The organism is Flammeovirga sp. SJP92 (assembly GCF_001583495.1).
Classification (GTDB): domain Bacteria; phylum Bacteroidota; class Bacteroidia; order Cytophagales; family Flammeovirgaceae; genus Flammeovirga.
Genome location: NZ_LQAQ01000116.1, coordinates 141,141 through 166,059 on the forward strand (window position 1 = coordinate 141,141; position 24,919 = coordinate 166,059).

The following is a 24,919-nucleotide window of genomic DNA, read 5'->3' on the forward strand; positions in this document are numbered from 1 at the left end:
GGAAAAAAGCGAATATTAAAATATTTGATTTGTATTACATATCTTTGGCGTCAGATTCAATAATAGAGTCTGAGGTCAAAGTAAGTAATTATTTGATAGATGGTTACTTATGCTATTACTCATTACTATACCAAACTTCATTTACTATGGAAATTAACCATATTCCTACCAAGTTTCATTGTCCTGTTACGGGCGAACTTATTTTTTCAGAGCATTCTAATGATATAGTTCCTTCAAAAGCTACCTTATTTATGGAATACCCCAACACAAGAGTAGAAATTTTTGATGAGCGCCTAAAAATGCGGGTGAAAGAAAGTCCAGCTTCGGCATTTGTAAAAGTGGAAGAACTGATTGGTAAACAACCTCAACTTTTTACTTTTTATCAGAAAAGAGAAAATATTGATGGAGAAGAACAGTTGATCAGTTTGAAAATATGCATTGATATGGCTTATAAAAATGATGAATTTGAATTAATAAATTCTTAGTTTAATCATTTTTAAACACAAAAAAACCATCCTCTTAAGAAGGGTGGTTTTCCATCATTGTCTACCGCTAATTTTTAATTAATAATGTAATGAAATGAATATGAATCTATAATCTATTTTTAACTTAATCTCTTCTTTTACATCAGTGGCAAGGCATAAACATTGGCTTTTCGGCTGTTTTTTACCCTTACATATTTTTCTATGATTTTATGGCTTACATTCAATTCCTTAATCTCTTCTTTTCCTTCTTGAATGAGTGTGTCTTTTAATAAGGTTACCTTAAAAATGAAATTATTCCCTTCCCACTCTCTGAAATTACAATATTCCAATTGCTCTTTGTATTGATTACCGTTGAGAGAATATGTACCACCTCCTGCTACAAAATGTGCCAATGAATCCTCTGTGCCCTTATGTTTATCATGATTCAGAAAAGCAAAATGATCCCGGTTAATTATCTTGATCATTCTTCTTTCACTTAAGTCTTGTTTCATCACTGTATCCTCTTTGATAGTTGTTGCTGATATCAGTTCCCAAGTTCCTTGAATGTTGGGGTCTTGATGAACATCTATGCATGATGTAACAACTAGGGTAAGGAAAAGTAAGTATATCGTTCTCATGATTATTTGCTTTGGTCACACTACAAATGTCATTAAAGTTTGTTTAAAGTCATTAAAATTTCGACCAACAACAGTTTTTAACGTTCATAAGGACTAATAAGTGTAATAGAAACGATAAAAAGCAAAAAAAGAGAGACGAGTGTCTCTCTTTTGTTAAGTAATAAGTTGTTTCAGGTTGCGATAGTAAAGTAAGTTAAGTGAGTATTATTTCTTTTCCGAAATAGGACGTTTACTTTTATTATCTTTTTCTTGTGTTGTTTCGGCCTCTTTTTTTTGGCCAAATAGATTCTTAGAGCCCCACTTCAGGGTACTCTCGCTAATAGCTAACGACGTTCTCATGTTGGTGTAGGTTATTAAGGTTGATAATGATCAAAGTTAGAATAAATTTTGACAAAAACAGCATCGCAACCGGTTTAAATTACTTAAAATCCGTGTTTTATGTGTAAAAAAAATGTAAGTCGTTTTTAAATAGAATTATACTGCTCTAAAATTGTATTAATGGGTTAATTATAAAATTTAATTCTAGAATTAGATGAAAATATTGAATTCATAGTAGTATATGGAACTTTTTTGAAAAAGGGTTTTAAAAAAATGAGCAATAAATCATTTCATTTTTGAGCTAAGACTGCAATAAAATTTTTTACAACCATTCTTTCTTTAAAGAGTAAACAGTACCTGTAAATAAAATTTCCCCTCGTATTACTCCGAATTATACGATTTTTAGGTGGTAAAAGTGCATGTCCTACTTTTGTCCATACCCAATTTTCGACTTATTAAAGACTTCAATATAGGTTTGCTGTAAGTTTTACAATTAATCTATTTTGAAATGAAGATATACAGCAGACTTTTTTGTTTACTTATTTTTTTAGTGTCAACTTTTTCAATTCAAGCACAAACTTGGAAAGACCCCAATGCAAAAGTTGACGACAGAGTAAAAGACCTTTTGTCCAAAATGACCTTAGAAGAGAAAATAAGTTATTGTGGTTCAAAAATACCAGAAATGGAAAGATTAGGAATCCCGGCTTTCGAATGGTATGGTGAAGCTTTGCACGGAATTATTGCTTGGAACTGTACACAGTTTCCTCAGAATATAGCCATGGGTAGTACTTGGAACCCCGACTTGATGTATGATGTGGCCACTGCAATTTCTAATGAAGCAAGAGCACTCAAAAATATGGGAAAGAAAGAAGTGATGATGTTTTCTCCTACTGTAAATATGGCAAGAGATCCACGTTGGGGTAGAAATGGTGAGTGTTATAGTGAGGATCCATTCTTGATGTCTGAAATGGCAAGAATGTACGTAAGAGGAATGCAAGGTAATGATCCTAAGTATGTAAAAACTGTGACTACTGTAAAACATTATGTTGCGAACAATGTGGACAAATACAGAGAGAAAATCCATTCCTATATTAACAAGAAAGAATTATATGAATATTATTTCCCTGCTTATAAAACATGTATTGTAGATGAGGAAGCAACAGGTATCATGACGGCCTTGAATGGTTTGAACGGTATTCCTTGTTCTGCTCATAACTGGTTAGTCAATGGAGTATTGCGTGATGAGTGGGGTTTTGAAGGATATGTAATTGCGGATTGGACAGCTGTTGAAGGGATTGAAACACGTATGCATTATGCTAAATCTCAAGCGGAAGCGGCGGCAATGGCAATTAAAGCAGGTGTTGATCAGGAATGCTACAGAAATAAAACAAAGTTAGCTCCAATGGTTTATGCTTTGGATGATGCTATTAATGAAGGCTTGATGACTGAGGCGGATTTAGATAAGACAGTTTCAAGGTTATTACGTTTGAGGTTTATGACAGGTGATTTTGATGATCCAGCTTTAAATCCATACTCTAAAATTCCTAGTACTGTATTAGAATGTGAAGATCATAAGAAAATCGCGTTAAGAGCAGCAGAAGAGGCGATTGTGCTTTTGAAAAACGAAAATAATGTGTTACCACTTCAAAAGTCCGACAAAGTGGCTTTGATTGGACCTTTTGCAAATAGATGCTGGATGGGAATTTACTCGGGTCACCCCAAAAGTAAAGTATCGCCATTAGATGGTATCAAGAAGTATTTACAATCCGATGTTGCCTATGCTGAAGGTTGTAGTGTTACTGGCGATAAAACGGATAAAGATAAAATCAAAGAAGCAGTGGCTGTAGCGAAGTCTTCTGATCAAGTGATTTTGGTGGTAGGAAACGATGAGAGTACTTCGACGGAAAACGTAGACAGAAAATCTTTAAAATTACCAGGGAAACAACATGAGTTGATCAAAGCTGTAAAAGAGGTGAATGACAATGTGATTTTGGTTTTAGTTCCAAGTGGACCAACTGCTATTGAATGGGAACATGAAAACCTTGATGGAATAGTGTGTGCATGGCCAAATGGTCAAGAGCAAGGTACAGCATTAGCTCATGTACTGTTTGGTGACGTCAACCCAAGTGGTAAACTAAATTCAACTTGGTTCAAATCTGACAATGATCTTCCTGATTTTCATGATTATTCTATTCAGTCGGGTAGAACGTATATGTATTTCAAAGGAGAACCATTATATCCTTTCGGTTATGGTTTGAGCTATACTGATTTTGAAATAAATAACATGAAATTAAACCAGAAAAAAGTAGCAGTGAATGGCGATTTATCTGTTAGTATTGATGTTAAGAATGTCGGGGATCAAAAAGGGAAGGAAGTAGTTCAAGTATATATTCGTGATGTGAAATCATCACAACAGGTTGCTCAAAAAGCATTGAAAGGATTCAAAAAAGTAGAACTTGAAAAAGGAGCTTCAACAAAGGTTGACATTACTTTACCTTATGAAGCGTTTTCTCACTATGATACAATTCAAAATGAATACATGGTCGAAGAAGGCAAATTTGAGATTCTTGTAGGAAATGCGAGTAATAATATCTTCCAGAAGAAAACAGTTGTTGTGGAAGGTGGTGTGATCAAAGAACAAAGAGTAGGTCAGAAAAGTGCCTATTTTGTAGCTTCAGACCCTAACCGCTCTAAAAAATGGGATGATCTTTATGATGATACTTCATTCTTGTACGCAAGCAAGTCTAAGAAAATAAAAGAGCAAGGAATTTTATTCAAAACAGTATTCAATGATCCTGGCTTCTATGTAAACACATGGGATGCTGAGGTGAATTACGAATTGAAAAGCGAAACAGCGAAAGTAGAATTAAAAATGCTTTCAAACCCAATTGGAACTTATACCCTTAAAAAAGAAAAAGGTGTAAAAGGTTCAATTGCTGTTAAGATCCCAATTCCACCAGAATATGGTAAAGAAGTGACATTAAACTCAATTATCAAGTCTGGTAAGGTTAATATTAAATCCATAAAAATCATTCCTCCAAAGGGGAATAAGCCTTATACCATTTACCCGTCAAATGCTGTCAAATAACAAACAGTTAATTACGATTAGAATGAATGAGGGCATCTTAGCGGTTAAGATGTCCTCTTTTTTTCATGGAAAATGAATGACTAAATAGTGCTGTTTTGAATTAAACTTTTTCCAAAAGCAGTTCCTAGTTTTTCTTGCCCTTTTGTATTGTAATGTACATTATCATCTTGCTTTGGAAAATCTTGCCAGGTGGAATCCATGGTTGTTGGTATCATATAGGTATGATGTATCTGCTTTTCTATATTGGACATTTGTTGACGGACAACTTCAGTTCCCTTTGGAAATTTTGAGCGGGGAGGACAATTGATTTGCCCAAATACAAATGGTAGATTTTTTTCCTTTAAAGTTTGCCTATAACTCTGAATGAATAGCTTTAGGTTGTTTCCATATTCGGAGGCCGTTACTTCTAGTCTTGAATCTTTTTCACCTTGCATCCAACACATACCCATTAATACAGGCTCTTTTCCCTTTGCTTCTAATTGTTCAAGTAGGTCTTTAATAACTTGAATGTGTTTAGAATATAACTTCATATTTTGTCTTTTGGCATCTATTTCTCCAATCAGTGCTTTCTCCATTGTCCACTGCGGATTCCATGCACCATAGAGTGAAGTGCCTCCCTGAGCTTCCTTTATGAGTAAAAATTCTCTGTTAGGAAATTGTTCATGAAGTTGAATGCCGATAAATAATTCGGGGCCAAAATTCGATTGTCTTTTAGTTAAAGAATTGAAAGAGAGTGATGTAATATTTTTGGAGCCGCTAGCGATGGAAACGTACTTTGAGGCATTGTCAACTCTTGTTTTATTGATGGAAGACAATTCTTCAAACTGACCCCTTCCGGCCATATTGGATTGTCCTCCTAAAAGCACAATATAGACTTTTTGGCTTTGAGCAAAACTTATGCTAGGTATTAGAAGTAGGAATTGTATTAGTAGTATTCTCATCATATAAAAGGTATTGTAAAATAAAACCCACGACTTAAGCCGTGGGTACTTGATCAATTTAGTAGTCTTGGTATAAGGTTGATTATTTCACTTTCTTAGTGAAAAGAGGAAACAGTTCTGAATCTGTTCTCGCTTCTATCATTATCTCTTTGATTTCTTTTACAATATCTGGGTGTTCTTCACTAACGTCCGTTGATTCTTCAGGATCGTTGACAATGTTGTATAACTCAATGTGTGAATTACCATTATTGACTTTGTATAAAACGCCTTTCCAATCCCCTAATCTTACTGCTTGTCTGCCTCCTCTTAGATTCAATTCCCAATACAAATAAGGGTGTTCTTCTTGTTCTCCTTTACCCATCATAGTAGGATAAAATGAAATACCATCCGTCTCAAAATGCTCACCTTTACCAACAATATCAGCAAAAGTTGGGAAGATGTCCCAAAAAGCAGAAACGTGTTCTGAGGTTGATCCGGCCTTAACTTTTCCAGGCCACTTAATGATAAATGGCGTACGTACACCGCCTTCATATAGATCTCTTTTGATTCCTCTAAGGTTACCGCCACTATTGAAAAATTCAGGATCTGCTCCACCTGCCGCATGTGGACCATTGTCACTGGCAAACATAATGATAGTCTCATCTGCAATACCTAATTCTTCTACTTTAGCCACAATTTGCCCAACATAGGTATCCAATCGGTGAATCATTGACGCAAAAGCGGCATGAGGGATTTCTTGAGAGCAGTACATTTGTTTCTGAATATTTGGACCATAATCAGATGTATATTTGTTATCTTCAGTAAAAGCAGTTTCAGGAAATTTACCTTTGTATTTAGAAAGTATAGAATCTTCTGGAGAAATTAATTCTGCATGAGGAAGAATAAAAGGAACGTAAGCAAAGAAAGTATTATCCTTGTTGTTTTCAATAAAATCCAATGTTGCCTCTTGAATTACATCTGGTGCATAAGTCACTGTATTGGTCCAGTCATTTCCCTCTAAAAATACTTTTTGATCATTGTGCCAGATGTATTCAGGGTAGTAGCGGTGAGCGGCCGCTTGGCATACATAACCAAAAAACTCATCAAACCCCTGCTTGTTTGGATCTCCTTCATGATTCACAAAACCTAAGCCCCATTTACCAAAAGCTCCCGTTACATAACCTTCTTCTTTTAATAGTTCAGCTACTGTAAACGCTTCAGAAGGAAGTGAAATTTGCCCTTCACCTTCAATTTCTTTGTTGCCACGAATAGGTGTGTGCCCTGTATGTTGGCCTGTCATCAATGAAGAACGGGAAGGTGCACAAACCGCCGACCCACAATAATGTTGTGTGAACTTCATACCTGACTCCGCTAAAGCATCAATGTTGGGAGTCGTAAATTTTGTTTGCCCATAACTACTCAAATCTCCATACCCCAAATCATCTGCAAGGATATATATAATATTTGGTTTTTTAGTTTGACTAGCTGTTGCTTTACTTTTGGATGAAGTTGCACACCCTGCACCCATCAGTAAAAGCGTAATTAAATAAAAGTAATTTCTTATGTTTTTCATTTCTGTATGTATTGAAATTTGAAAGATCCTTGTGAAAATCTGTGTGAAAGAATTGATGTAAATAAAATATACAAAATTTAAAAACCTGTCTGTGATGGTTAGTGATGTGTATGTGGCAGTTTATCTGAATGTGAAGGTACAGGTTTTCAAACCTCAAGTGACATAAAATGTTTCATTTTTCTCTTTTTTGTAAGCTGAAAAAGAGCAATTGAGTAGGGGGTAATAATTGTACCTATGAGTACCCCCTGTTGTATTTTAGAATTTTAAATCATGATATAAATTATTGCAATTCAGTAATTAATACTGTTGGATACAACGTAAAAATTGACAGATACAAACGAGAAAAGTAGTCTTAGGATATTGCAGAAGCAAACGAGAAAAAAGCGTTCAAAGAATTTTTAAGTATGAAGTTTATTACTACACTATATAAGAGCAAAGGAGTGATCTTTTGTCTATTATTACTTATTTTCACTTCTTGTCAAAGTTCAAAAAAAGGAGTTACAAAACAGATAAAAAAACGACCGAATATCATACTATTTGTGTCGGATGACCATGGTAAAGACGCATTAGGTTGTTATGGAAACCCCGTGATTCAAACTCCAAATTTGGATCATTTGGCCAGTGAAGGTACTGTGTTTAATAATGCGTACTGTACAAGTGCAAGCTGTGCAGCAAGTAGATCTGTAATTCTTACAGGGAAATTTGGACATGCTACGGGGTCTTATGGACATACGCATGATTATCATCATTTCAGTACTTATGATACCGTTAGCTCATTACCAAAAATAATGGAGGAGAATGGTTATTATACCGCTAGAATTGGTAAATACCATTTAGCACCTGAGAAAGTTTTCCACTTTCAGAATGTGATCAAAGCGAATCAAAGAAATACTGTTGAAATGGCCAATAAGTGCCAAGAAGTTTTTGAAAAAGAGGAACCGTTCTTCTTGTACTTCTGTACAGGTGATCCACATAGAGGACAGCCAACAGGTCCAAATTGGAACGATCCAAATAGTTTCGGTAATAGAAAAAAAGGATATGAAGGAGTAGAGGAAGTTACTTATTCACCAGATGAAGTATTGGTGCCAAGTTTTATTTCTGATACTAAAGAAGCAAGAGAAGAATTGGCCCAATACTATCAAAGTGTATCTCGTATTGATACTGGTTTTGGATTATTAATGAAACATTTGAAGGCATCGGGGAAGATGGAAAATACGATTGTAATTTATATCTCTGATAATGGAATTGCTTTTCCAGGAGCCAAAACTACATTGTATGAACCGGGCATGAATCTGCCATGTATCATTAAAAATCCTTTATTGAAAAATCAAGATAAAACAAATAATGCATTGATCTCTTGGGTAGATCTTACACCGACAATTTTAGATTGGGCCAATATTAATTATCAGGAAAATCAATTTCATGGAAAATCTTTTACAGGAGTGCTTACTGGTGCTGAAGAAAAAGAAAGAACGGAAATCTATGCTTCTCATACTTTCCATGAAATCACAATGTATTACCCGATGAGGGTGGTAAGACATAAAAATTATAAGCTTATTTTGAATATCGCTTCAGGTTTAGAATATCCATTTGCTTCTGATTTATGGGTTTCTTCCACTTGGCAAGAGCGTTACAGGTCAGGTGCTCAATACTATGGAAAGCGTAAGGTAGAGGACTATCTGCATCATGCGGAATTAGAATTATACGACCTTGATAAAGATCCTGATGAAATCAATAACCTAGTGAATAGCAAAGAACATCAGGAGATATTTGAGATGATGAAAAAGAAATTGAAAAAATTCCAGGAGAATACACAAGATCCGTGGAAAATCTACTGGGAGAAAGACTATAGTTTACAAGGGACGGGTTTGGATTTATAATCAGTTGAGGAGAAGAGTATAATTACTCTGCACAAAAGTGACTACTAACTAACTAGATGTGTGACTACTTAATACTAACACAGAATGCCCTTATTTTTTTTAAATTGACTAAATTTACAGGAATATAAGGGCATTCTTCTTTAATTTTTTAGGGATACTATTATTAGATGAATTGTTGATGAAAAGAATTATTACACAGATAGTATTATTAGTTTGGGTCGGTTTAATTCCCATTGTTTGTAGTGCACAGGACGAATATTTTGAAAGAGGAATTTTAAATGCCTATTCCATGCCTCAGGGCTTGTCGCATTATGGTGTTACTTCACTTTTGGAGGATCATAATGGTTTGCTTTGGGTAGGGACTTTTGATGGATTGAACAGTTATGATGGTTTTGAATTTAAGACATTCAGAAACGTTAAAAACTTAAACAGCAATAGGATAAGGTCACTTTTCCAAGATGAAGACCATAAAATATGGATTGGTACAGGACATGGGTTAAGTAATTTCGATTACAGCACTCAACACTTTGAAAGTGTCTATCTTACTCAAACCAAGAAAGGTGTAAAAACGGGACCAATAATCCGACAGGTTTCCAAATTCAAACACTATATTTTATGCACCACCGAAAAGCAAGGATTATTATTTTTTGACCCCAAGACTAATAAACTAAAAAATAACATCGCACTCAGTGAAAGTGTTATTGCATACAAGGCTTTACCGTTAGATAACAATAATCTCTTAGTGGCTACTTCAAGAGGATTGTATAAAGTCAACTATCCTAACAGAACCAAAACCCTGATTGAGGGAACTAGAATTGATAAATATCTTGATATCGTAAAGTATGATGATCATCGCTATTATTGTGTAGCGAATAATGGGCTTGTGATCATGGATTATAGCAAAGATTCCATTCAGTCAAAGCATATATTGATCCATCAAAAGTTTCAAACTATCCATATAGATGCTTCTAAAAATATCTGGTTAGGACATAAAGAACTGGGGATTTATAAGACTACTAAAGAGGAATTGGATAATATAGGTAGAAGAGCGATATTAGAAAAAGAGATTTACCCCATTTATAGAGTCAGCACTATGATTTCTAATGAAAAAGGAAATTTTTGGGCAGGCTCCTTTCGAAAAGGACTATATCATTTACCTACAAAGAAATATAATTTTAAATACTCTAATCTTAAATCCAATAACCAACCTGGAGAGTGGTCCAATCATGTGCTTAACCTTCAGAAATGGACTGATACCAATGTATTAATCAATGTTCATTTTAGAGGAATTTTGAATTTCAATACACAAACGAATAGTATTGAAAGTTTGCCTCCACATATTCAAGATCTAGATGGAAAGCCTAATTCTTCACTGATCTTAGACAACAAAGGGGGACAATTCCTGAAGAAACAAGGGAAGTTAACAAGAATTTTTTATTATACTGAAGCACTTAAAAAGTGGGTTCCTCTGATAAGTAAACTCACTCCTGAATTTGCTAGTATAAAAATGAAAGGTGTTGCCTTGGATAAATACGGGTACCATTGGATGGCCTGTAGCGAAGGGTTGTATCGCCTGAAATTATCGAAGGAAGGTAAAATCGAGGACATACAGTTTATGGAAGTTTATAAGGGCTTCTTAAGTAAAGAAATTAAAGACGTTAGATGCATATATGAAGATCCAAAGTATAATTTTATTTGGGTTGGTACTCGGCATGACGGCTTAATCAGAATTAATAATAATCCTAAGAGAGACCTGAATAAGATGCGTAAAGTACAGTTTGTACATAACCCTGAAAATAAATATTCAATCTCTAATAACTTTGTATCAAGCATCTTAAGGTTAGAAAATGGTGAATTGTGGGTGGGTACCGAAGAAGGGGGCCTTTGCTTGGTAGAAAACTCTCAATTGGCCTGTGTTTTTAAATCTTTTAAGGAGAAAGATGGATTGGATAATAATATTGTGAAAAGTATCCTTCCAGACAAGCAAAACAGGTTATGGATCACGACCAATAAGGGATTGAATGCTTTTGACCTTAAGACGCGTAAGTTTAGAAATTATACAATAGGGGACGGTGTACCGATTTCACCTTTTGAGCCTTCATCTGCAATATTAAGGAATGATGAGTTGATTTTTTCTGGAGGAAATGGCGTTTTGTATTTTGATCCCAATCAAATTCATGAGGAAGATGAAATGCCTAATTTATTGTTAGGTGATTTCAGATTATTCAATACAAAAGTGAATGTTTTGGATACTTTGGACGATCAAGTTGTGCTTCAAAAAGGATTGAATGAAACGGAAAAAATAGAACTGAATTATGATCAGAATGTCTTTTCTTTTGAAATTATCTCATTGCACTATTCCAATAAAAAAGGAAATTTGATTCGCTATAGATTATTACCTCAGGAAGAAGAATGGGTGACCACTGCATCAGAGGTAAAATGGGCGAGTTTTAATGGCCTTCCTCCGGGGAAATATGTTTTTGAAGTAGCTGTTTCCAATTCCAAAAAAGAATGGTCGCCTTCTAAGAAAATTGAGATTGTCATTCATCCTCCGTATTGGAAAACGCCTTTGGCTTACCTAATTTACATCGTCCTTATTGCACTAATTCTGATAGTAGTGATTCGTGTTATTTTGAAGATGAATAAGATTGAACATGATCTTCAAATCGAACAAATGGATAAGGAACGTATCGATGAGCTGAATAAAACAAGGACGAGAATGTTCATGAATATTGCACATGAATTTAGAACACCTTTGACATTAATTTCGGGTCCGTTACAGGTTTTAATTAAGATATTCGAATCCAATAATGATGCCTACAAGCATTTAAGCCTAATTGAGAGCCAATCAAAGAAAATGTTTCAACTGGTCAATCAAGTACAGGATTTCCAGAAAGCAGAACAAAGCTTACTGAAGTTGAAAATCACTTCTTTTGATTTTACAGCATTGATTAATGAAGTGAAAAAAGGATTTGACCAAATGGCTGAACATACAGAGAGGAAGTTTGAAGTGATCGGTGAGGCCAATCAGTTATTTGTTTTGGCAGATCGTCAGAAATTGGAAATTGTACTGAACAACCTTCTGAACAATGCCTTTAAGTTTACCAAGACGGGAGATAAAATTACACTGACTTACGGAATTGAAAAGGATCAATTGGTCTTTTCTGTCAATGATACTGGGGCAGGGATCAAACCAAAAGATCTTCCTTACGTTTTTGAACGATATTATCAGTCAGAAGATGTCAATACAGCTACAGTAGGTTCGGGTATTGGTTTGGCTTTTTCGAAGAGAATTGTTGAATTGCATTATGGTTCCATCTCGGTGGAAAGCAAAGTAAAAGAGTCAACTACTTTTAAAGTGATATTGCCAGTAGAGGTAAGTCTGGAAGATACTTTCAATGAAGAACGATTGCAAGAGATTCTCACCTTAGAAACGGATGATGAGAAACAAAGAACTTTACCAAAAGGTATCGAACTTCCAGAGAGTTTGAAAGATGAAACATTGAAAGAATTAAATGTGTATTACGTTGAAGATAATAAAGACCTTAGAGACTTTGTTCATTCTTCGCTTTCAGAGTATTTTAATGTAACGTCTTTTGTCAATGGTCGACAATGCAAAGAAGCGGTAGAGGAAGAGTGGCCTGACTTGATTATCAGTGATATATTAATGCCAGAATTAAACGGTTTAGAACTTTGTAAAGGAATCAAAGCCGACATCAGAACCAGTCACATTCCGGTAATTCTACTTACGTCAAGATCATCTGTTGATGATCAAGTTTCTGGCTTTGAAAGTGGTGCGGATGCATATATCAGCAAGCCTTTTGACCTGAAACATCTGATTGCAACAGCACAAATGTTATTGAAGAACCGCCGACAGTTGAGAGAGCGTTTTAGAATTGACTTCCCTGTAGAAGTAGAGAAGAAAAACAATAATAAGAGCGAAAGGGTATTTATGGAAAAACTATATGCCCTGATGGAAAAACACCTTGATGATGAAGAGTTGGATATTAATATTTTCATTAAAGAGTTGCACCTCAACCGTACTCATTTTTACCAAAAAGTGAAGTCGATCACCAATTATACTCCTTATGAATTATTGAAGCTCTATAGGCTCAAGAAAGCGGCAGAAATGTTGGTCAATGAAAAGCTAACCGTTTCCGAAGTGTACTTGAGAACTGGCTTTAAGAGCAGAACACACTTCAGCCGAATGTTCAAAGAACATTACGGAATTACTCCAGGGAAATACGGTAAGGAACATCATGCGGAAGTTGAGTGATCCCAAAAGCCTATCATTTCAATTATGGGTCCACGACACCTGTTTACGTTATCAACCTTCAAGACTTCAGTCTTGATAAGGTTGCTCTATCACCTACCCATAGTTTTAACTATGGTGTACAAAACATATCATTTCTTTTTATTGATGCGGGCGGTCTTATAAGATCGCCCGTTTTACTTCACCAAAAAACAATTTGTCATCACCAATTTAATAATGTATAACCCTTGAAATTCAGTGAATTGTATGCTATGACACACTAGATTTACTGCCACATACTGTTGTTTTTAAGGTTTACATCACATTTGTATTGTGAAAGAATTATTACAGATCTCAATCGTAACAACCTTCAAAGAAATACGTATTGCGGTCAATTAAATTATGGAGACTACTAAAACATAGCAGATGAAAACATTAAAGAAATTAATAGTAATCGTTTCTCTTCTGATTTCGGTATCTGGATTTTGTGCAAAACCAAAACAGATCATTCAGGTTAAAAATTCACCGTTGATTACTGAGGATGCAACACCTTATGTATTACAACAGCTGAAAAAAAACAAAGGAGCAAATGCCATACAATTTGAAAAGGGAACGTATCATTTTTATCCTGATAAAGGACAAAATAAGTTTGTATACATTTCTAACCATAAAGACGTATTTGTAAGCTTAGCGTTTCCAATTGATAGCTTCAAAGACTTTACGATTGATGGGCAAGGTTCAACTTTTATTTTTCATGGAAAGATGATTCCATTTTTGGTGGATGATTCTGAAAATATTACAATTAAAAATGTGAAAATAGATTGGGCAATGGCATTCCATAGTGAAGGAGAGATCATTGCTCACCATAAAGAGGAACATGCTTTTGATGTGCGTTTTAGTGATGACTACCCTTATGATATCAGAAATGAGCAAATCTTTTTTATCAAAGAATACTATGAACATGATCTAGGACAGACCATTTTATATGATAAAAAAAGACATGCAGTCTCATACAACAATAAGAAAACAAGTCCTATCTCTACATCCCAAAAATCAACAACTCAACATGGCGTTGATCAAGTGAAATACAAATATAAGGTGGATAAAAGTGATCTTACACTTCGTAAAGTGGGTGTAGAAAGCAGATTGAAGGTAAAAGAAATTGAGCCAGGTATAGTACGTTTTTACAATCACAAAAAAGGTCTGCCACCTATTGGAGATATTTTGTCGACGAAAGGTCAGCAAGGCGAAAATAGAGTAGCACCGGGCATTAGAGTGAACAATACGAAGCAGTTCAATCTTAAAAATGTTATAATTCATCATGCTGGTGGAATGGGCTTTTTGGTGGAGAATTCTGAAGATATTTTTATAGACCAATTGACGATTTCTCCTTCAGGCAATAGAATGGTTTCGACTACTGCCGATGCCACTCACTTTGTAGGGTGTAGAGGAATGATTAAAATGACCAATTCATTATTAGAAAATCAGTTGGATGATTGTATCAATATTCACGGAGCATACCAAGAAGTGGTAGAAAACCTAGGTGCTAAAAAATTGGGTATCAGAATGGGACATCACCAACAAGAAGGTTTTGTGATCGGAAGAAAAGGCGATAAAATTGGTTTTGTTAGAATTGAAGATTCATTTGCTCCTTTTGCAGAATTGACAATTGAATCTATTGAAATGATCAATCAACGTTATCAAGTGATTACTTTTAAAGAGAAAGTGCCTGCTGAAGTGAAACAAGGAGATTACATTGAAAACTTGACCGCTTACCCTGAAGTGGTACTTATCAATAATAAATTCCAGGGGAATAGAGCAAGAGGAGTGTTATTATCGACCCCTAAAAAAGCGTTGGTGAAAGACAACTATTTTCATTCAGAAATGGATGCCATTTTCTTACCAGTGGAAAGTTCAAAATGGTATGAATCAGGAGCTCAGTCTAATTTAGTGATTGAGGGGAACACATTTGACAACTGTAATTTTGGAGGGACAAGCAGAGGAATTATTCGTTTGGTGACGGATGAAGAGAATGAAAACATCGCTTTCCATAATATTACAATCAGAAATAATACATTTAAGATGTTTGATAATCTGGTACTTGAAGTGAGCAATACGGACCAACTTCTTTTTGAAAATAATAAGATTTTATCTAGTAATGTATTTCCTCAATTGTATCCTGAAAACCCTGCATTTATTATCAAATCTTCCAAAAATGTAGTGTTCAAGAACAACGATTTTCAAGGAAAAGCAACTAAAATGATGGAGTGTGACGAAAGTACTGTTAACGTTGATTTTCAATAAGAAATGAAAAAAATAATAGTACAGCTATTGGGTATGTGTATGTTCATATCCAATAGCATCTTAGCACAAGACCGTCCGAATATATTGTTGGTTATGGCCGAAGATATCAGTAATGATTTGGCTTGCTATGGAATGCCAGCGGTAAAAACACCGACATTTGATTTATTGGCAAAAGAAGGAATTCGTTACACCAATTGCATAGGCACCAATTCGATTTGCTCCCCCAGTAGATCAGCTTTGATGCTGGGTGTACATCAGAATATCACCAACACACACAATCATAGAAGTAACCGAAAAGTGGCTTTGGATGAGCCATATACGCCTATTACAAAATTACTTTCTGAAGCAGGTTACCGTACCATTGTAGGTAGTCAATTGGTGATGAAAAAAGGTGAGAAAATCGACTGTAATTTCAAACATCAAACTACAGGTGATTATGATGGAACGACAGATTTTGGGCTTTTTGATGCGAGATCTGTTGCTTTAAAAAGTGATGGAAAACCCTTCTTCGCACAAGTGCAATTAAAAGTGACGCATAGAGGGAGTTGGTGGAACGACATCAGAGCAAAATCGACACATCCTGTTGATCCTGCAAAGGTGGTTTTACCGCCATTTTTAGCAGATACTCCAGAGATCAGATTGGATTGGGCTACGTACCTTGATCAAATTGAATACGCGGATCAAGAAATGAAAATGTTGATGGATCAATTAAAGGAAAATGGAGTAGATAAGAATACTGTTATCATTTTTATGGGCGATAATGGCAGGGCCAATATCAGAGGAAAAGGGTATGTCTATGATTCAGGTTTGAGAATTCCATTAATCATTCATTATCCAAAGGTTTTCAAAAAAGGAAAAGTGGACCAACAGTTATGTACATTCACGGATATATCCGCCACTATTCTTGATATCGCACAAGTTGCATTACCGGATTATTGCACGGGTTCATCATTGTTTGATGAAAATGAAAGAACGTATGTGTATTCGGCAAGGGATATTTGGGATGAAGTGAAAGACCGTTCAAGAGCCATCACTACGCAACGTTTCAAATACATTAAAAACTATATGCCTGAAGTGCCTTATGATGCTCATCAAGCGTATTTGGAATACAACCGACCAGCCGTTCATGTGATGCGACGATTAAATTCTGAAGGTCAATTGAACAATGTTCAAGCTTATTTTTTCAATCCTCAAAAAGAGTCTGAAGAACTGTATGATTTAAAAAATGATCCAGATGAATTGGTCAATCTAGCCCAGAACCCAAAGTATAAAAAAGAGTTGCAAAAACTCAGAGGGTACATGGAAGAGTGGCAGTCAACGCATCAAGACAGAGGCTTTGAAGAGGTAAAACCTGATGGGACGAAAGGTGTTGCTTTTGTGAAATACCTAAAGGAGCATCAGCCTGAAATATGGTCTCAATTGGAAGAGGGAAAGCTCTTGGATTTATCAGCGGAGCAAATTGATTTCTCTAAAAATTATTATAAAAAGAAAACAAAATAATGAAGTTAAGAATCTTATTGTTGTTAGGGGCTGTCATTGCTTACGGATGCAGTACAACAAAACCTGAGAAGGAAAAAAGCACTTCTGACAAGCCAAATATTTTATTGATTTATCTGGATGATTTAGGTTATGGAGATATGGGAGCGTATGGAGCTTCCAAAAATTTGAAAACGCCTAACATGGATTTCCTAGCTCAAAATGGAGTACAGTTTACAAATGGTTATGCCACTTCTGCTACCTGTACACCTAGTAGATATGGTTTGTTGACGGGAACTTATCCATGGAAAAATACAAATGCCAAAATCCTACCGGGAACGGCTCCATTGATTATTGGAACGGATCAATTAACGATTCCAAAAATGCTCAAATCACAAGGTTATGCTACAGGAATTGTAGGTAAATGGCACTTAGGTTTGGGTAATGGTAATGTGAACTGGAACGCTACAATTTCTCCAGGTCCCAATGAGGTAGGTTTTGATGAAAGTTACATCATGGCGGCCACACAAGACAGAGTACCTACCGTTTATATTGAAAATAATAAAGTGGTTGGTTTAGATCCGAATGATCCAATAGAAGTAGATTACAAAGAAAACTTTGAAGGAGAACCCACGGCAAAAACAAACCCTGAAATGTTGGACATGAAATGGCATCACGGTCATAATAATAGTATTGTCAACGGAATTCCAAGAATTGGATTTATGAAAGGCGGTGCTTCTGCTAAATGGGACGACTACAAAATGGCAGATCATTTCCTTGACAAAGCGAAACAATACATTCAGAGCCACAAAAGTGAGCCGTTCTTCTTGTATTATGCATTACAACAGCCCCACGTGCCTAGAACTCCTCACCCTAGGTTTAAAGGGAAATCAGGAATGGGACCAAGAGGAGATGCTATCATTGAAGCGGATTGGTGTATTGGTGAAATCATCAACACATTGAAAAAGGAAGGGCTTTTAGAAAATACATTGGTGATTTTGTCAAGTGATAATGGCCCTGTATTAAACGATGGTTACTATGACGATGCGGAGGAAAAACTGGGTGATCATCAACCTGCCGGTGTATTGAGAGGAGGAAAATACAGTTTGTTTGAGGCAGGAGCACGAGTTCCTTTCTTAACGTATTGGAAAGGGAAAATCAAGCCTTTAAAATCAGATGCCATTGTTTGCCAAATGGATTTGTTAGCCTCTATCGCTTCGTTAGTCGGAAGTGAACAAATAACAGAAGACAGTCAAGATCTTTTAAATGCTTTCTTAGGTCAAACAACAGTAGGAAGGGAGGAATTGGTATTAGAAGCCACTTCAAGAACTGCCTTCAGAAAAAATGATTGGATGTTGATCCCTCCCTATAAAGGGCCTACTTCTTTGAAAAAAGTAAAAATCGAAATTGGAAACGACAACGAAATGCAATTGTACAATTTGAAAGAAGACCCTTCGCAAACAAACAATCTAGCAAAAGTTCATCCCGATAAGGTAAAACAAATGCTAGAAGCGTTCAAAGCTATAAGGGGAGAGGATTACAACAAATCTACCAAAGTGTATAAGCTTAGATAATTATACAATTCACTTACGAGTATTACCCGAAGTAACAAAGGGCACCTCATGATTTGGGGTGTCTTTTTTGCTAAAATTCTGAACCTATTCCTTTCTTTTTCATAATTTATTTATGCACTTCTTAGTGAGCATGATATGTGTTAATGATTTCTGCAATTTGTTCAGCTTGATCTGCAATCATAAAATGATGACCATTTTCAATATATATGTAGGGTCGTTGCATTGCAACGACCGCACGAACCACCGCGAACCACAATCAGTTCCATGTTATTCACTCCTTAGAGTGATATTACTTGAAGAAACGATCTTTATTCCAATTCTCAATATTATTGTCAATATAATTTTCAATTCTAACAAAGTCTTTACCATCTCTGATAATATGGTCATAAAACTTAGGTTGCCATTCAAATGAATATCCTAATCGTCTAGCATGTTTCGTTACAGCAGATTTATATGATCGTACGATTGCTGATATACTTCCTTCTTTTGGAGATGCAGTTGAATAGGATTTATTGTAGGATTTTATTTGAGGAGAGATCAAACTTTGAGTTTCTTTTTTATTTGAGAAATCTCGAACCTGTAAGATTCCATGTAAATGATTAGGTATAATAACATAAGTACCTAAAGAAATATTTGTTTTAAAAGTGGGAATCTGGTACCAGAAGAGTTCAGCGATGATACCTACAGGTGAAAGAGTCATTTTACCATTTTCAATTTTTCCGAACTTCGACTTGAAATCTTTTGTACATATTGTGATGAAATAGTCCGCTTCCCATCGGTAATCCCACTCTGTTAAACGGAGTGTTTGTCTATTTTTCATAGTGATGAATCGTTAGTTTGAGTTTGAAAAGTTCAATAATAATGCCGTTTTGTGGAGCTGATTGTGGTTCGTAGTGGTTCGTGAGGTCGTTGCAATGCAACGACCCTACATAGTAATTTGCATGGTTATTTTTCCTTCATTTCTTAAAATTCAAAATCTTTAATAGGAGAAGAGATATCTACTAATGTTCCACTGGGGTCTTTCAATAATAATCTCCTTTGTCCATAAAAAGTATCAGTAGGTTCACTTACGATTTTGAAATTTTCTGACTTTGCAATTGCGAAAAAATCATCAGCACTTTCCACTACAAAAGTGAGGTAGAAACCTTGCGGATTATTTTGAAAGCCTTTGGGTACGATTTCATTTGTTCGGTCAATAATACCGAGTTCTAGTTTTCCATCTTTTGTAGTAAGGTGAATAAACCAATCACTCTTATATTCAACTTTAAAATCGAATAATGCGGTGTAGAAATACAGGCTTTCAGCTAAATTATCAGAGCAGATATTGGTCATTAATCGATGGATTGATTTCATAGTGCTTTTTCGTTTTGGGTGTTTATTTTTAGGAAAGCTACTATGTCTTTTTCTTTTTTACAATGCTTTAGTTGGGAGGAGTAGAATTTATAAAGCCTTGAAAATTTGAAAAGAGATGAAAACACCACCCAGCATATCAAAATACACTGAGTGGTCAAGGGTACTATGAATGATTGGCAGGGGAAACGACTTGATTCCAGACGCCAGTTTTGACAGTTTCTTCCGCAAATGCTGAAAATGATCTAGCTTTTCTTCCCAACACCTTTTCGACATCACGACTCACAATTTGATTTTTGGGGTTGGTCAGTACATGGCTAAATAAGTACTCGATCAACCAAATCACATCATTGGGTAATTGTATTTGTTTCATTCCCTCTACGTATTGGTCAAGTGTGATTTCATGGAAAATCAAATCTCTATTACTCACCTTTCCAATGGTTTGAACAATGTCTTTAAAAGTAAGTAATTCAGGTCCTGTTACTTCTATGATTTGCCCATTATAATGTTCATCTAATAAAGCAGTGGTGGCTACTTCGGCTATATCTTCCGCATCAACGAAGGGAATGAGAACCTCCGACATTGGTAGTGCAATTACGTCGGAAAGAATGGGGTCCAAAAAGAAACTTTCGCTCCAGTTTTGATTAAGCCATGATGCTCTTACAATCGTATAATCTAATCCCGAATGCATCACAATTTGTTCACAAGCTTCCGCTTCGGCTTCCCCTTTGCCTGACATTAAAACCATCTTTTGAACACCCGTTTCCTTTGCAATTTTTGTTAAAGTTTCAATGGCTTCTTTTGCACCTGGAACGGCCAAGTCGGGATAATAAGTGACATACATTTTTTCAATGCCAGAGAGGACTTCCGTCCAGTTACTTGGGTTGGACCACTCAAAAGGAATAGGGGCAGTTCTAGAGCCAATTCTTGGGGTAATTCCTTTGTTTTCTAATTGCGTTACAACTCGACGGCCTGTCTTGCCTGTACCGCCAATGACTAAAATGTTTGAGTTCATAATGATAAATGTTTAAAGTGATGTTTGGATAAATGTTACGATGAGTAAAAGGATAAATGAAAGCATTGATGCTACAGTTCTGATGGTATGGTATTGGTTCCAATGCGTTTCATAATAGGTTCTAAAATTTTTGAGTTCACTTGGAGTGAGTTGAACTAGGTTTAAAGCTTCTAATTCATTGTTTAATGGAACATTTCCAAAAGCTGTAATTCCAAAAGTACCGACCAAATAAAGTAGCGTAGAAGCGATGATCCACCAGAATGAGGGGCGGTGATGAAATTCTAAAACGGACGTTGAGATTAGGGTTATTAAACTTCCAAAAAAGACGAGAAAGAATACAGGATTTAAGATTTCTCGATTAATGCTTTGCATGGTTTCGAGGTAAGTGAAGTCTCCAACTTTTTTTGTGCCTAAAATCACCGAAACAGACCATGTGAAAAAGATTCCCGCCGAAAGGGCTGTTAATAGAACTGTAATAAATAGAAGTCCTGTTTTCATAATGCTTGTCTTTTGGTGAGGTATTTCCCGAAATAGAATACAATAAAATAGAATTCGACAGCAATGGTGTAAAACATGGTATTTTGGAAAAATTCGGAATAACTTCCGCCCGCTGGAATGATAAAAACGGGAACAGTAATCAATAAGTCCATCAATACGGCGACAACAACAAACAAAAGGGCCAAATGTGAAGGATTCATTTTTCCTTTTCGATAGAACAAGTAAGTACCCAAAGTAGCGCTAGGGATGATTCCTAACGCTAACACTATATCAGCTTGTCGTTCTGTATTTTCTAACACTGGAACATAAAAAGAACTGAGGAATAGGCTTACACCTAAAGCCCATACCAAAAGGGCATATACGATGCTTAAGATGATATTTTTCATTATTGTAGGGAATCAATCCATTTTTGTAAAGTAGAATATTCAGCTTCTGTCAAGGGTGTGCCATCTTCTTTGGGCATGCGACCAAGTTCAAAGACTTGTTTCTTGATTTTTGGGGCACGTTTGTTCATGTTCTTCTGAGAGAAAATCATAAATGGATTCCTCTTTCGATGACAGGTATTGCATTTGTTTTGAAGTATAGAAAGGGCTTGCATTTGGAGTTCATGATCTCCATTGATTGAGGGAACAATAATTGTTTTTTGAACTGAAAGATCAGAAGGATAACTCCATACTTTTGCAGTGAGGAAAATGATAAGAGCAATCCAGATGACTCCTTTTAGCGTATTAAATTCAGTTGTCATAATTTTTTGATTTGATTATGACACAAATGTATAATAGCCGACTTAGAGGGGCTTATTCGAAAAGGAGAGGGATTTATTTGAAAGGAATTTTAAACTTGACTAGGGCGAAAACCGAATTTTTTTTCGAAGGCATTAGAGAAGGAACCTAAGCTATCGTAGCCCACATTCCAAGCGGCTTCTTGAATGGTCTTTTGTTCGTTTTTAATTAAGTTATACGCTTTTTTTAGACGTTCCTCTTGAAGGTATTTAAACACCGGAACACCAAATTGAGCTTTAAACTCTTTCTTCAGTTTATTGGTATTGGTTCCAATTTTGGAAGCAAGTTCAGTTAAAGAAGGCGGGTTTTCTAAATTGGATAATAGAATCTCTTGTGCTAAGTTGATTTTTTCAAGTGCATCGGTATTGACTTTCAGTACATTTTGACTGGCCAACTGTCCAAAATAATGAGATAACAACGCCGACATATGACTTCGGTAAAACATCATTTTCACTTGCCCTTCGTATTGATTTTTGAAAAATAACCCTACTAATTGAAAAAGTTCTGGTGTCATATTAAACACGGGGCCTTCAACGTAGTGATCTTTGGGGTGCACCAACTCATACAAAAACTTTTCTAGCAATTGCCCTTCATCATTGGGCAGTTGACTGACATTTCTTAAAGCCGTCACTATCACCACACATTGCAAAGGCCTATCTGCTGAAACCTGATGTTCAAAAGTCACATTTTCATCTGCATAAAATGAGAGGACCATTCCTTTAGTATGTTGAAATGTTTTAGTGTTTTCCTTGTAGTTCACATTCAAGCCCACGTTCCCTGCACCATAAAATGCAATGCCCACAACAGGTTCATCAAAAGAACAGACATCCACCAACGAACCTTCTGTAGTAGCTTCTTCTAACAATATCGTACAATCATTGATGTCAATTATATCTCGGTTCATTGTGTTCTTTTGTTTTTTTATTAAAGGTTAGACCCAAGTTTGGATGTAATTAAGTCCTTTAAACTCAGAATGCCATCCAAACTCTTCATTTTCTTTAACTCCAACAATAAAATACCATTCATTTTCCTTGACAGGTTTTCCAGTTTCAACGTCCATAAATAACCTTATGTGAGGTCTGCTAAAAGAATCAATTAGCTTTTTCCTTGTTATTTTCTCATAACTTAAAATTCCATTTTCGATTTGGGAAACTAAGAACTCCCATTTTAAAAGAATGGAGTTGAGAATATCAATTTGTTCATTGTAAATATCAGGAAGGGGTTGTTCGTAATCGGTAATGGTTTCGATAATTATAAACACTTCTTTATCTAAAAAAAACATATTGGTATTTTTCATAATCCAATAATGCTCTACTTTATTAAAATCTTTTTTACTTATCATATTATTATATTCTAAATTCATCTAAAATCTTCCAATTAACCTTTGAATATCATTACTTTCACACAGCATTTCTTGATCCATTAGCGATTTAAAATCGCCTGTGTTTAATGCCTGAAATGAATGAGACAAAGATTTTATGATGGTTTGTATTGCAATAGTGGGCAAACTTATCCTAGCAACACCAATTTCTTTAAGATCATTGAGAGAGAAATTATTGATGTTGTAGGGTAAACCTGCTGCGATACTTAATGGGCCATTTATTTCACGAACCAGTAACTTCGCCTCTTCCAAGGTACTGACAGCCGTTATAAAAACAAGGTCTGCACCAGCTTCCAAATATAGATTGGCTCTCTTTATTGATTCCTTCAACCCTTCCTTTCTTGTGCCGAAAGTATTCAATGCATCCGTTCTCCCATTGATAATAAAATGGGAGTGATGATGGTCGAGAGCACTTTGCTTTGCCACTTGAATTTTTTCTACCAAAACTGAACTTTCTACAATTTTTCTGTTGGTATTTTTCTCAAGAATTTGATCTTCAATATTAATTCCCGCAACGCCAATATCTAAAAATTCTTCAATCAGAGTAGGTATGAAATCTATACCTCCAAAACCATCCTCTCCATCGGCCATAACTGGTATGGAAACAGCATCAACAATTTTATGGGTAATGGAAAGGTTTTCTTTAAAGTCTATATCAATTTCTTCCTTTTTGCAAGATGCAATTGCAAAACTATAACCAGAGCATTGAACGGCTTTGAAACCCAAATCTTCAATAATTCTAGCACTTATAGGATCATATGCATTAGGCATAACGAGTGTTTCTTTGTCTTCAATAAGTTGTTTTAGAATTAGGTCTTGTGTCATGATAATTTTTTTAGCTAAAAAGTGTATGAATAGATAACAGGTTTACTTTGCTATAATTTCATTTGATAGTACTTTCTGAAGCAGTTCATCTATTTCGTTACATAAAAATGTATACTTGATTCCTTCTGGAAGAATCTTTTCTCTAGCATAAATAGTTAGATTGTCTTCGATTTTAAAAACAAAATCAATAAAAATATTTTCCTCAAGTTGAAATAAGTGACCAAATAAGAAATAGCCATTGGCATCAACAAGAGGTTCTTGAAAGTATTCATTATCATTGAAGCAAATCCCATTATAATTAAAACCGTATAAAGTAAAGTCTTCATTGCTTTTTTGATTGAAATAGGAAACTCCTGAAAATGTCGATAAAAAATCGACATATTTTTTTTTCATTTTTAAGAATGCATACTTATCAAGAAATAAGGTTATTTCCTCTCGTTTATATTTAGATAATGAAATTTTACTTTGTAGACAATTAGGGAATTGTTGGTTGAAGTTTTGTATTGTTGTTTCTAAATCACCCATAGCTTTAAAAATATATTTAGGATCCAAGAAGATAGCTTAAAATACAACAATAATGT

At 35.4% G+C, this 24,919-nt stretch carries 20 protein-coding genes; 7 read left to right on the forward strand and 13 right to left on the reverse strand.

Annotation, left to right across the window (positions count from 1 at the left end; translation table 11 throughout):
• Positions 1-146 precede the first annotated feature (146 nt).
• Complete coding sequence (locus AVL50_RS30980) at positions 147-485, forward strand: hypothetical protein (RefSeq protein ID WP_062621675.1); 339 nt, start codon at positions 147-149, stop codon at positions 483-485.
• Between the two features lie 137 nt (positions 486-622).
• On the opposite strand, the gene AVL50_RS30985 is transcribed toward AVL50_RS30980, so the two are convergent.
• Positions 623-1,102, reverse strand: coding sequence for a lipocalin-like domain-containing protein (locus AVL50_RS30985; protein WP_062621677.1), 480 nt, complete (start codon positions 1,100-1,102; stop codon positions 623-625).
• A gap of 868 nt (positions 1,103-1,970) precedes the next feature.
• Between AVL50_RS30985 and AVL50_RS30990 the strand changes: the two genes are divergently transcribed.
• Complete coding sequence (locus AVL50_RS30990) at positions 1,971-4,508, forward strand: glycoside hydrolase family 3 C-terminal domain-containing protein (protein WP_062621679.1); 2,538 nt, start codon at positions 1,971-1,973, stop codon at positions 4,506-4,508.
• 80 nt (positions 4,509-4,588) lie between these two features.
• Here the strand turns inward: AVL50_RS30990 and AVL50_RS30995 are convergent, their stop codons facing one another.
• Entirely contained in the window at positions 4,589-5,452 is an 864-nt protein-coding gene (locus AVL50_RS30995; RefSeq protein WP_062621681.1) for a sialate O-acetylesterase, read from the reverse strand.
• Between the two features lie 79 nt (positions 5,453-5,531).
• Complete coding sequence (locus tag AVL50_RS31000; RefSeq protein WP_062621683.1) at positions 5,532-7,001, reverse strand: arylsulfatase; 1,470 nt, start codon at positions 6,999-7,001, stop codon at positions 5,532-5,534.
• 404 nt (positions 7,002-7,405) lie between these two features.
• Here AVL50_RS31000 and AVL50_RS31005 point away from each other — a divergent pair, with 404 nt between their 5' ends.
• From AVL50_RS31005 to AVL50_RS31025, 5 genes are all read left to right on the forward strand, one after another.
• Positions 7,406-8,881 (forward strand): sulfatase, encoded by a 1,476-nt coding sequence (locus AVL50_RS31005; protein ID WP_062621685.1) that lies wholly within the window; start codon positions 7,406-7,408, stop codon positions 8,879-8,881.
• A gap of 178 nt (positions 8,882-9,059) precedes the next feature.
• The gene (locus AVL50_RS31010; protein ID WP_062621687.1) at positions 9,060-13,157 is read left to right on the forward strand and encodes a two-component regulator propeller domain-containing protein; all 4,098 of its coding nucleotides are present in this window, start codon (positions 9,060-9,062) and stop codon (positions 13,155-13,157) included.
• 402 nt (positions 13,158-13,559) lie between these two features.
• Positions 13,560-15,437, forward strand: coding sequence for a right-handed parallel beta-helix repeat-containing protein (locus AVL50_RS31015; protein ID WP_082796088.1), 1,878 nt, complete (start codon positions 13,560-13,562; stop codon positions 15,435-15,437).
• 3 nt (positions 15,438-15,440) lie between these two features.
• Positions 15,441-16,937: a sulfatase gene (locus AVL50_RS31020; protein ID WP_062621688.1), complete on the forward strand. Its 1,497-nt coding sequence runs from the start codon at positions 15,441-15,443 to the stop codon at positions 16,935-16,937.
• A complete protein-coding gene (locus tag AVL50_RS31025) occupies positions 16,937-18,487 on the forward strand; it encodes an arylsulfatase (protein ID WP_062621690.1) in 1,551 nt (516 codons plus the stop codon). Before AVL50_RS31020 ends, AVL50_RS31025 begins: the two co-directional genes overlap by 1 nt.
• Before the next feature lie 289 nt (positions 18,488-18,776).
• Here the strand turns inward: AVL50_RS31025 and AVL50_RS31030 are convergent, their stop codons facing one another.
• The 10 genes from AVL50_RS31030 to AVL50_RS31075 all read right to left on the reverse strand — a co-directional run bounded on the left by AVL50_RS31030 (position 18,777) and on the right by AVL50_RS31075 (position 24,863).
• Entirely contained in the window at positions 18,777-19,307 is a 531-nt protein-coding gene (locus AVL50_RS31030) for a transposase (RefSeq protein WP_062621692.1), read from the reverse strand.
• Between the two features lie 143 nt (positions 19,308-19,450).
• Positions 19,451-19,840, reverse strand: coding sequence for a VOC family protein (locus tag AVL50_RS31035; RefSeq protein ID WP_062621694.1), 390 nt, complete (start codon positions 19,838-19,840; stop codon positions 19,451-19,453).
• A 163-nt stretch (positions 19,841-20,003) separates the two neighbouring features.
• Complete coding sequence (locus tag AVL50_RS31040) at positions 20,004-20,852, reverse strand: SDR family oxidoreductase (RefSeq protein ID WP_062621696.1); 849 nt, start codon at positions 20,850-20,852, stop codon at positions 20,004-20,006.
• 12 nt (positions 20,853-20,864) lie between these two features.
• The gene (locus AVL50_RS31045; protein WP_062621698.1) at positions 20,865-21,350 is read right to left on the reverse strand and encodes a DUF1772 domain-containing protein; all 486 of its coding nucleotides are present in this window, start codon (positions 21,348-21,350) and stop codon (positions 20,865-20,867) included.
• Positions 21,347-21,736, reverse strand: a complete 390-nt coding sequence (locus tag AVL50_RS31050; RefSeq protein WP_062621700.1) for a DUF5367 family protein — start codon at positions 21,734-21,736, stop codon at positions 21,347-21,349. The genes AVL50_RS31045 and AVL50_RS31050 overlap by 4 nt, the downstream gene beginning before the upstream one ends.
• Positions 21,736-22,095 carry a hypothetical protein gene (locus AVL50_RS31055; RefSeq protein WP_062621702.1) on the reverse strand — a complete coding sequence of 120 codons (360 nt, stop codon included), beginning with the start codon at positions 22,093-22,095 and terminating at the stop codon, positions 21,736-21,738. Before AVL50_RS31055 ends, AVL50_RS31050 begins: the two co-directional genes overlap by 1 nt.
• Positions 22,096-22,184: 89 nt before the next feature.
• Positions 22,185-23,036, reverse strand: coding sequence for an AraC family transcriptional regulator (locus tag AVL50_RS31060; RefSeq protein ID WP_062621704.1), 852 nt, complete (start codon positions 23,034-23,036; stop codon positions 22,185-22,187).
• 27 nt (positions 23,037-23,063) lie between these two features.
• Positions 23,064-23,474: a hypothetical protein gene (locus AVL50_RS31065; RefSeq protein ID WP_157491730.1), complete on the reverse strand. Its 411-nt coding sequence runs from the start codon at positions 23,472-23,474 to the stop codon at positions 23,064-23,066.
• Positions 23,475-23,495: 21 nt separating this feature from the next.
• The gene (locus tag AVL50_RS31070) at positions 23,496-24,338 is read right to left on the reverse strand and encodes an oxaloacetate decarboxylase (RefSeq protein ID WP_062621708.1); all 843 of its coding nucleotides are present in this window, start codon (positions 24,336-24,338) and stop codon (positions 23,496-23,498) included.
• Between the two features lie 42 nt (positions 24,339-24,380).
• On the reverse strand, positions 24,381-24,863 hold the full coding sequence (locus tag AVL50_RS31075; RefSeq protein ID WP_062621710.1) for a hypothetical protein: 483 nt from the start codon (positions 24,861-24,863) through the stop codon (positions 24,381-24,383).
• Positions 24,864-24,919: the final 56 nt, after the last annotated feature.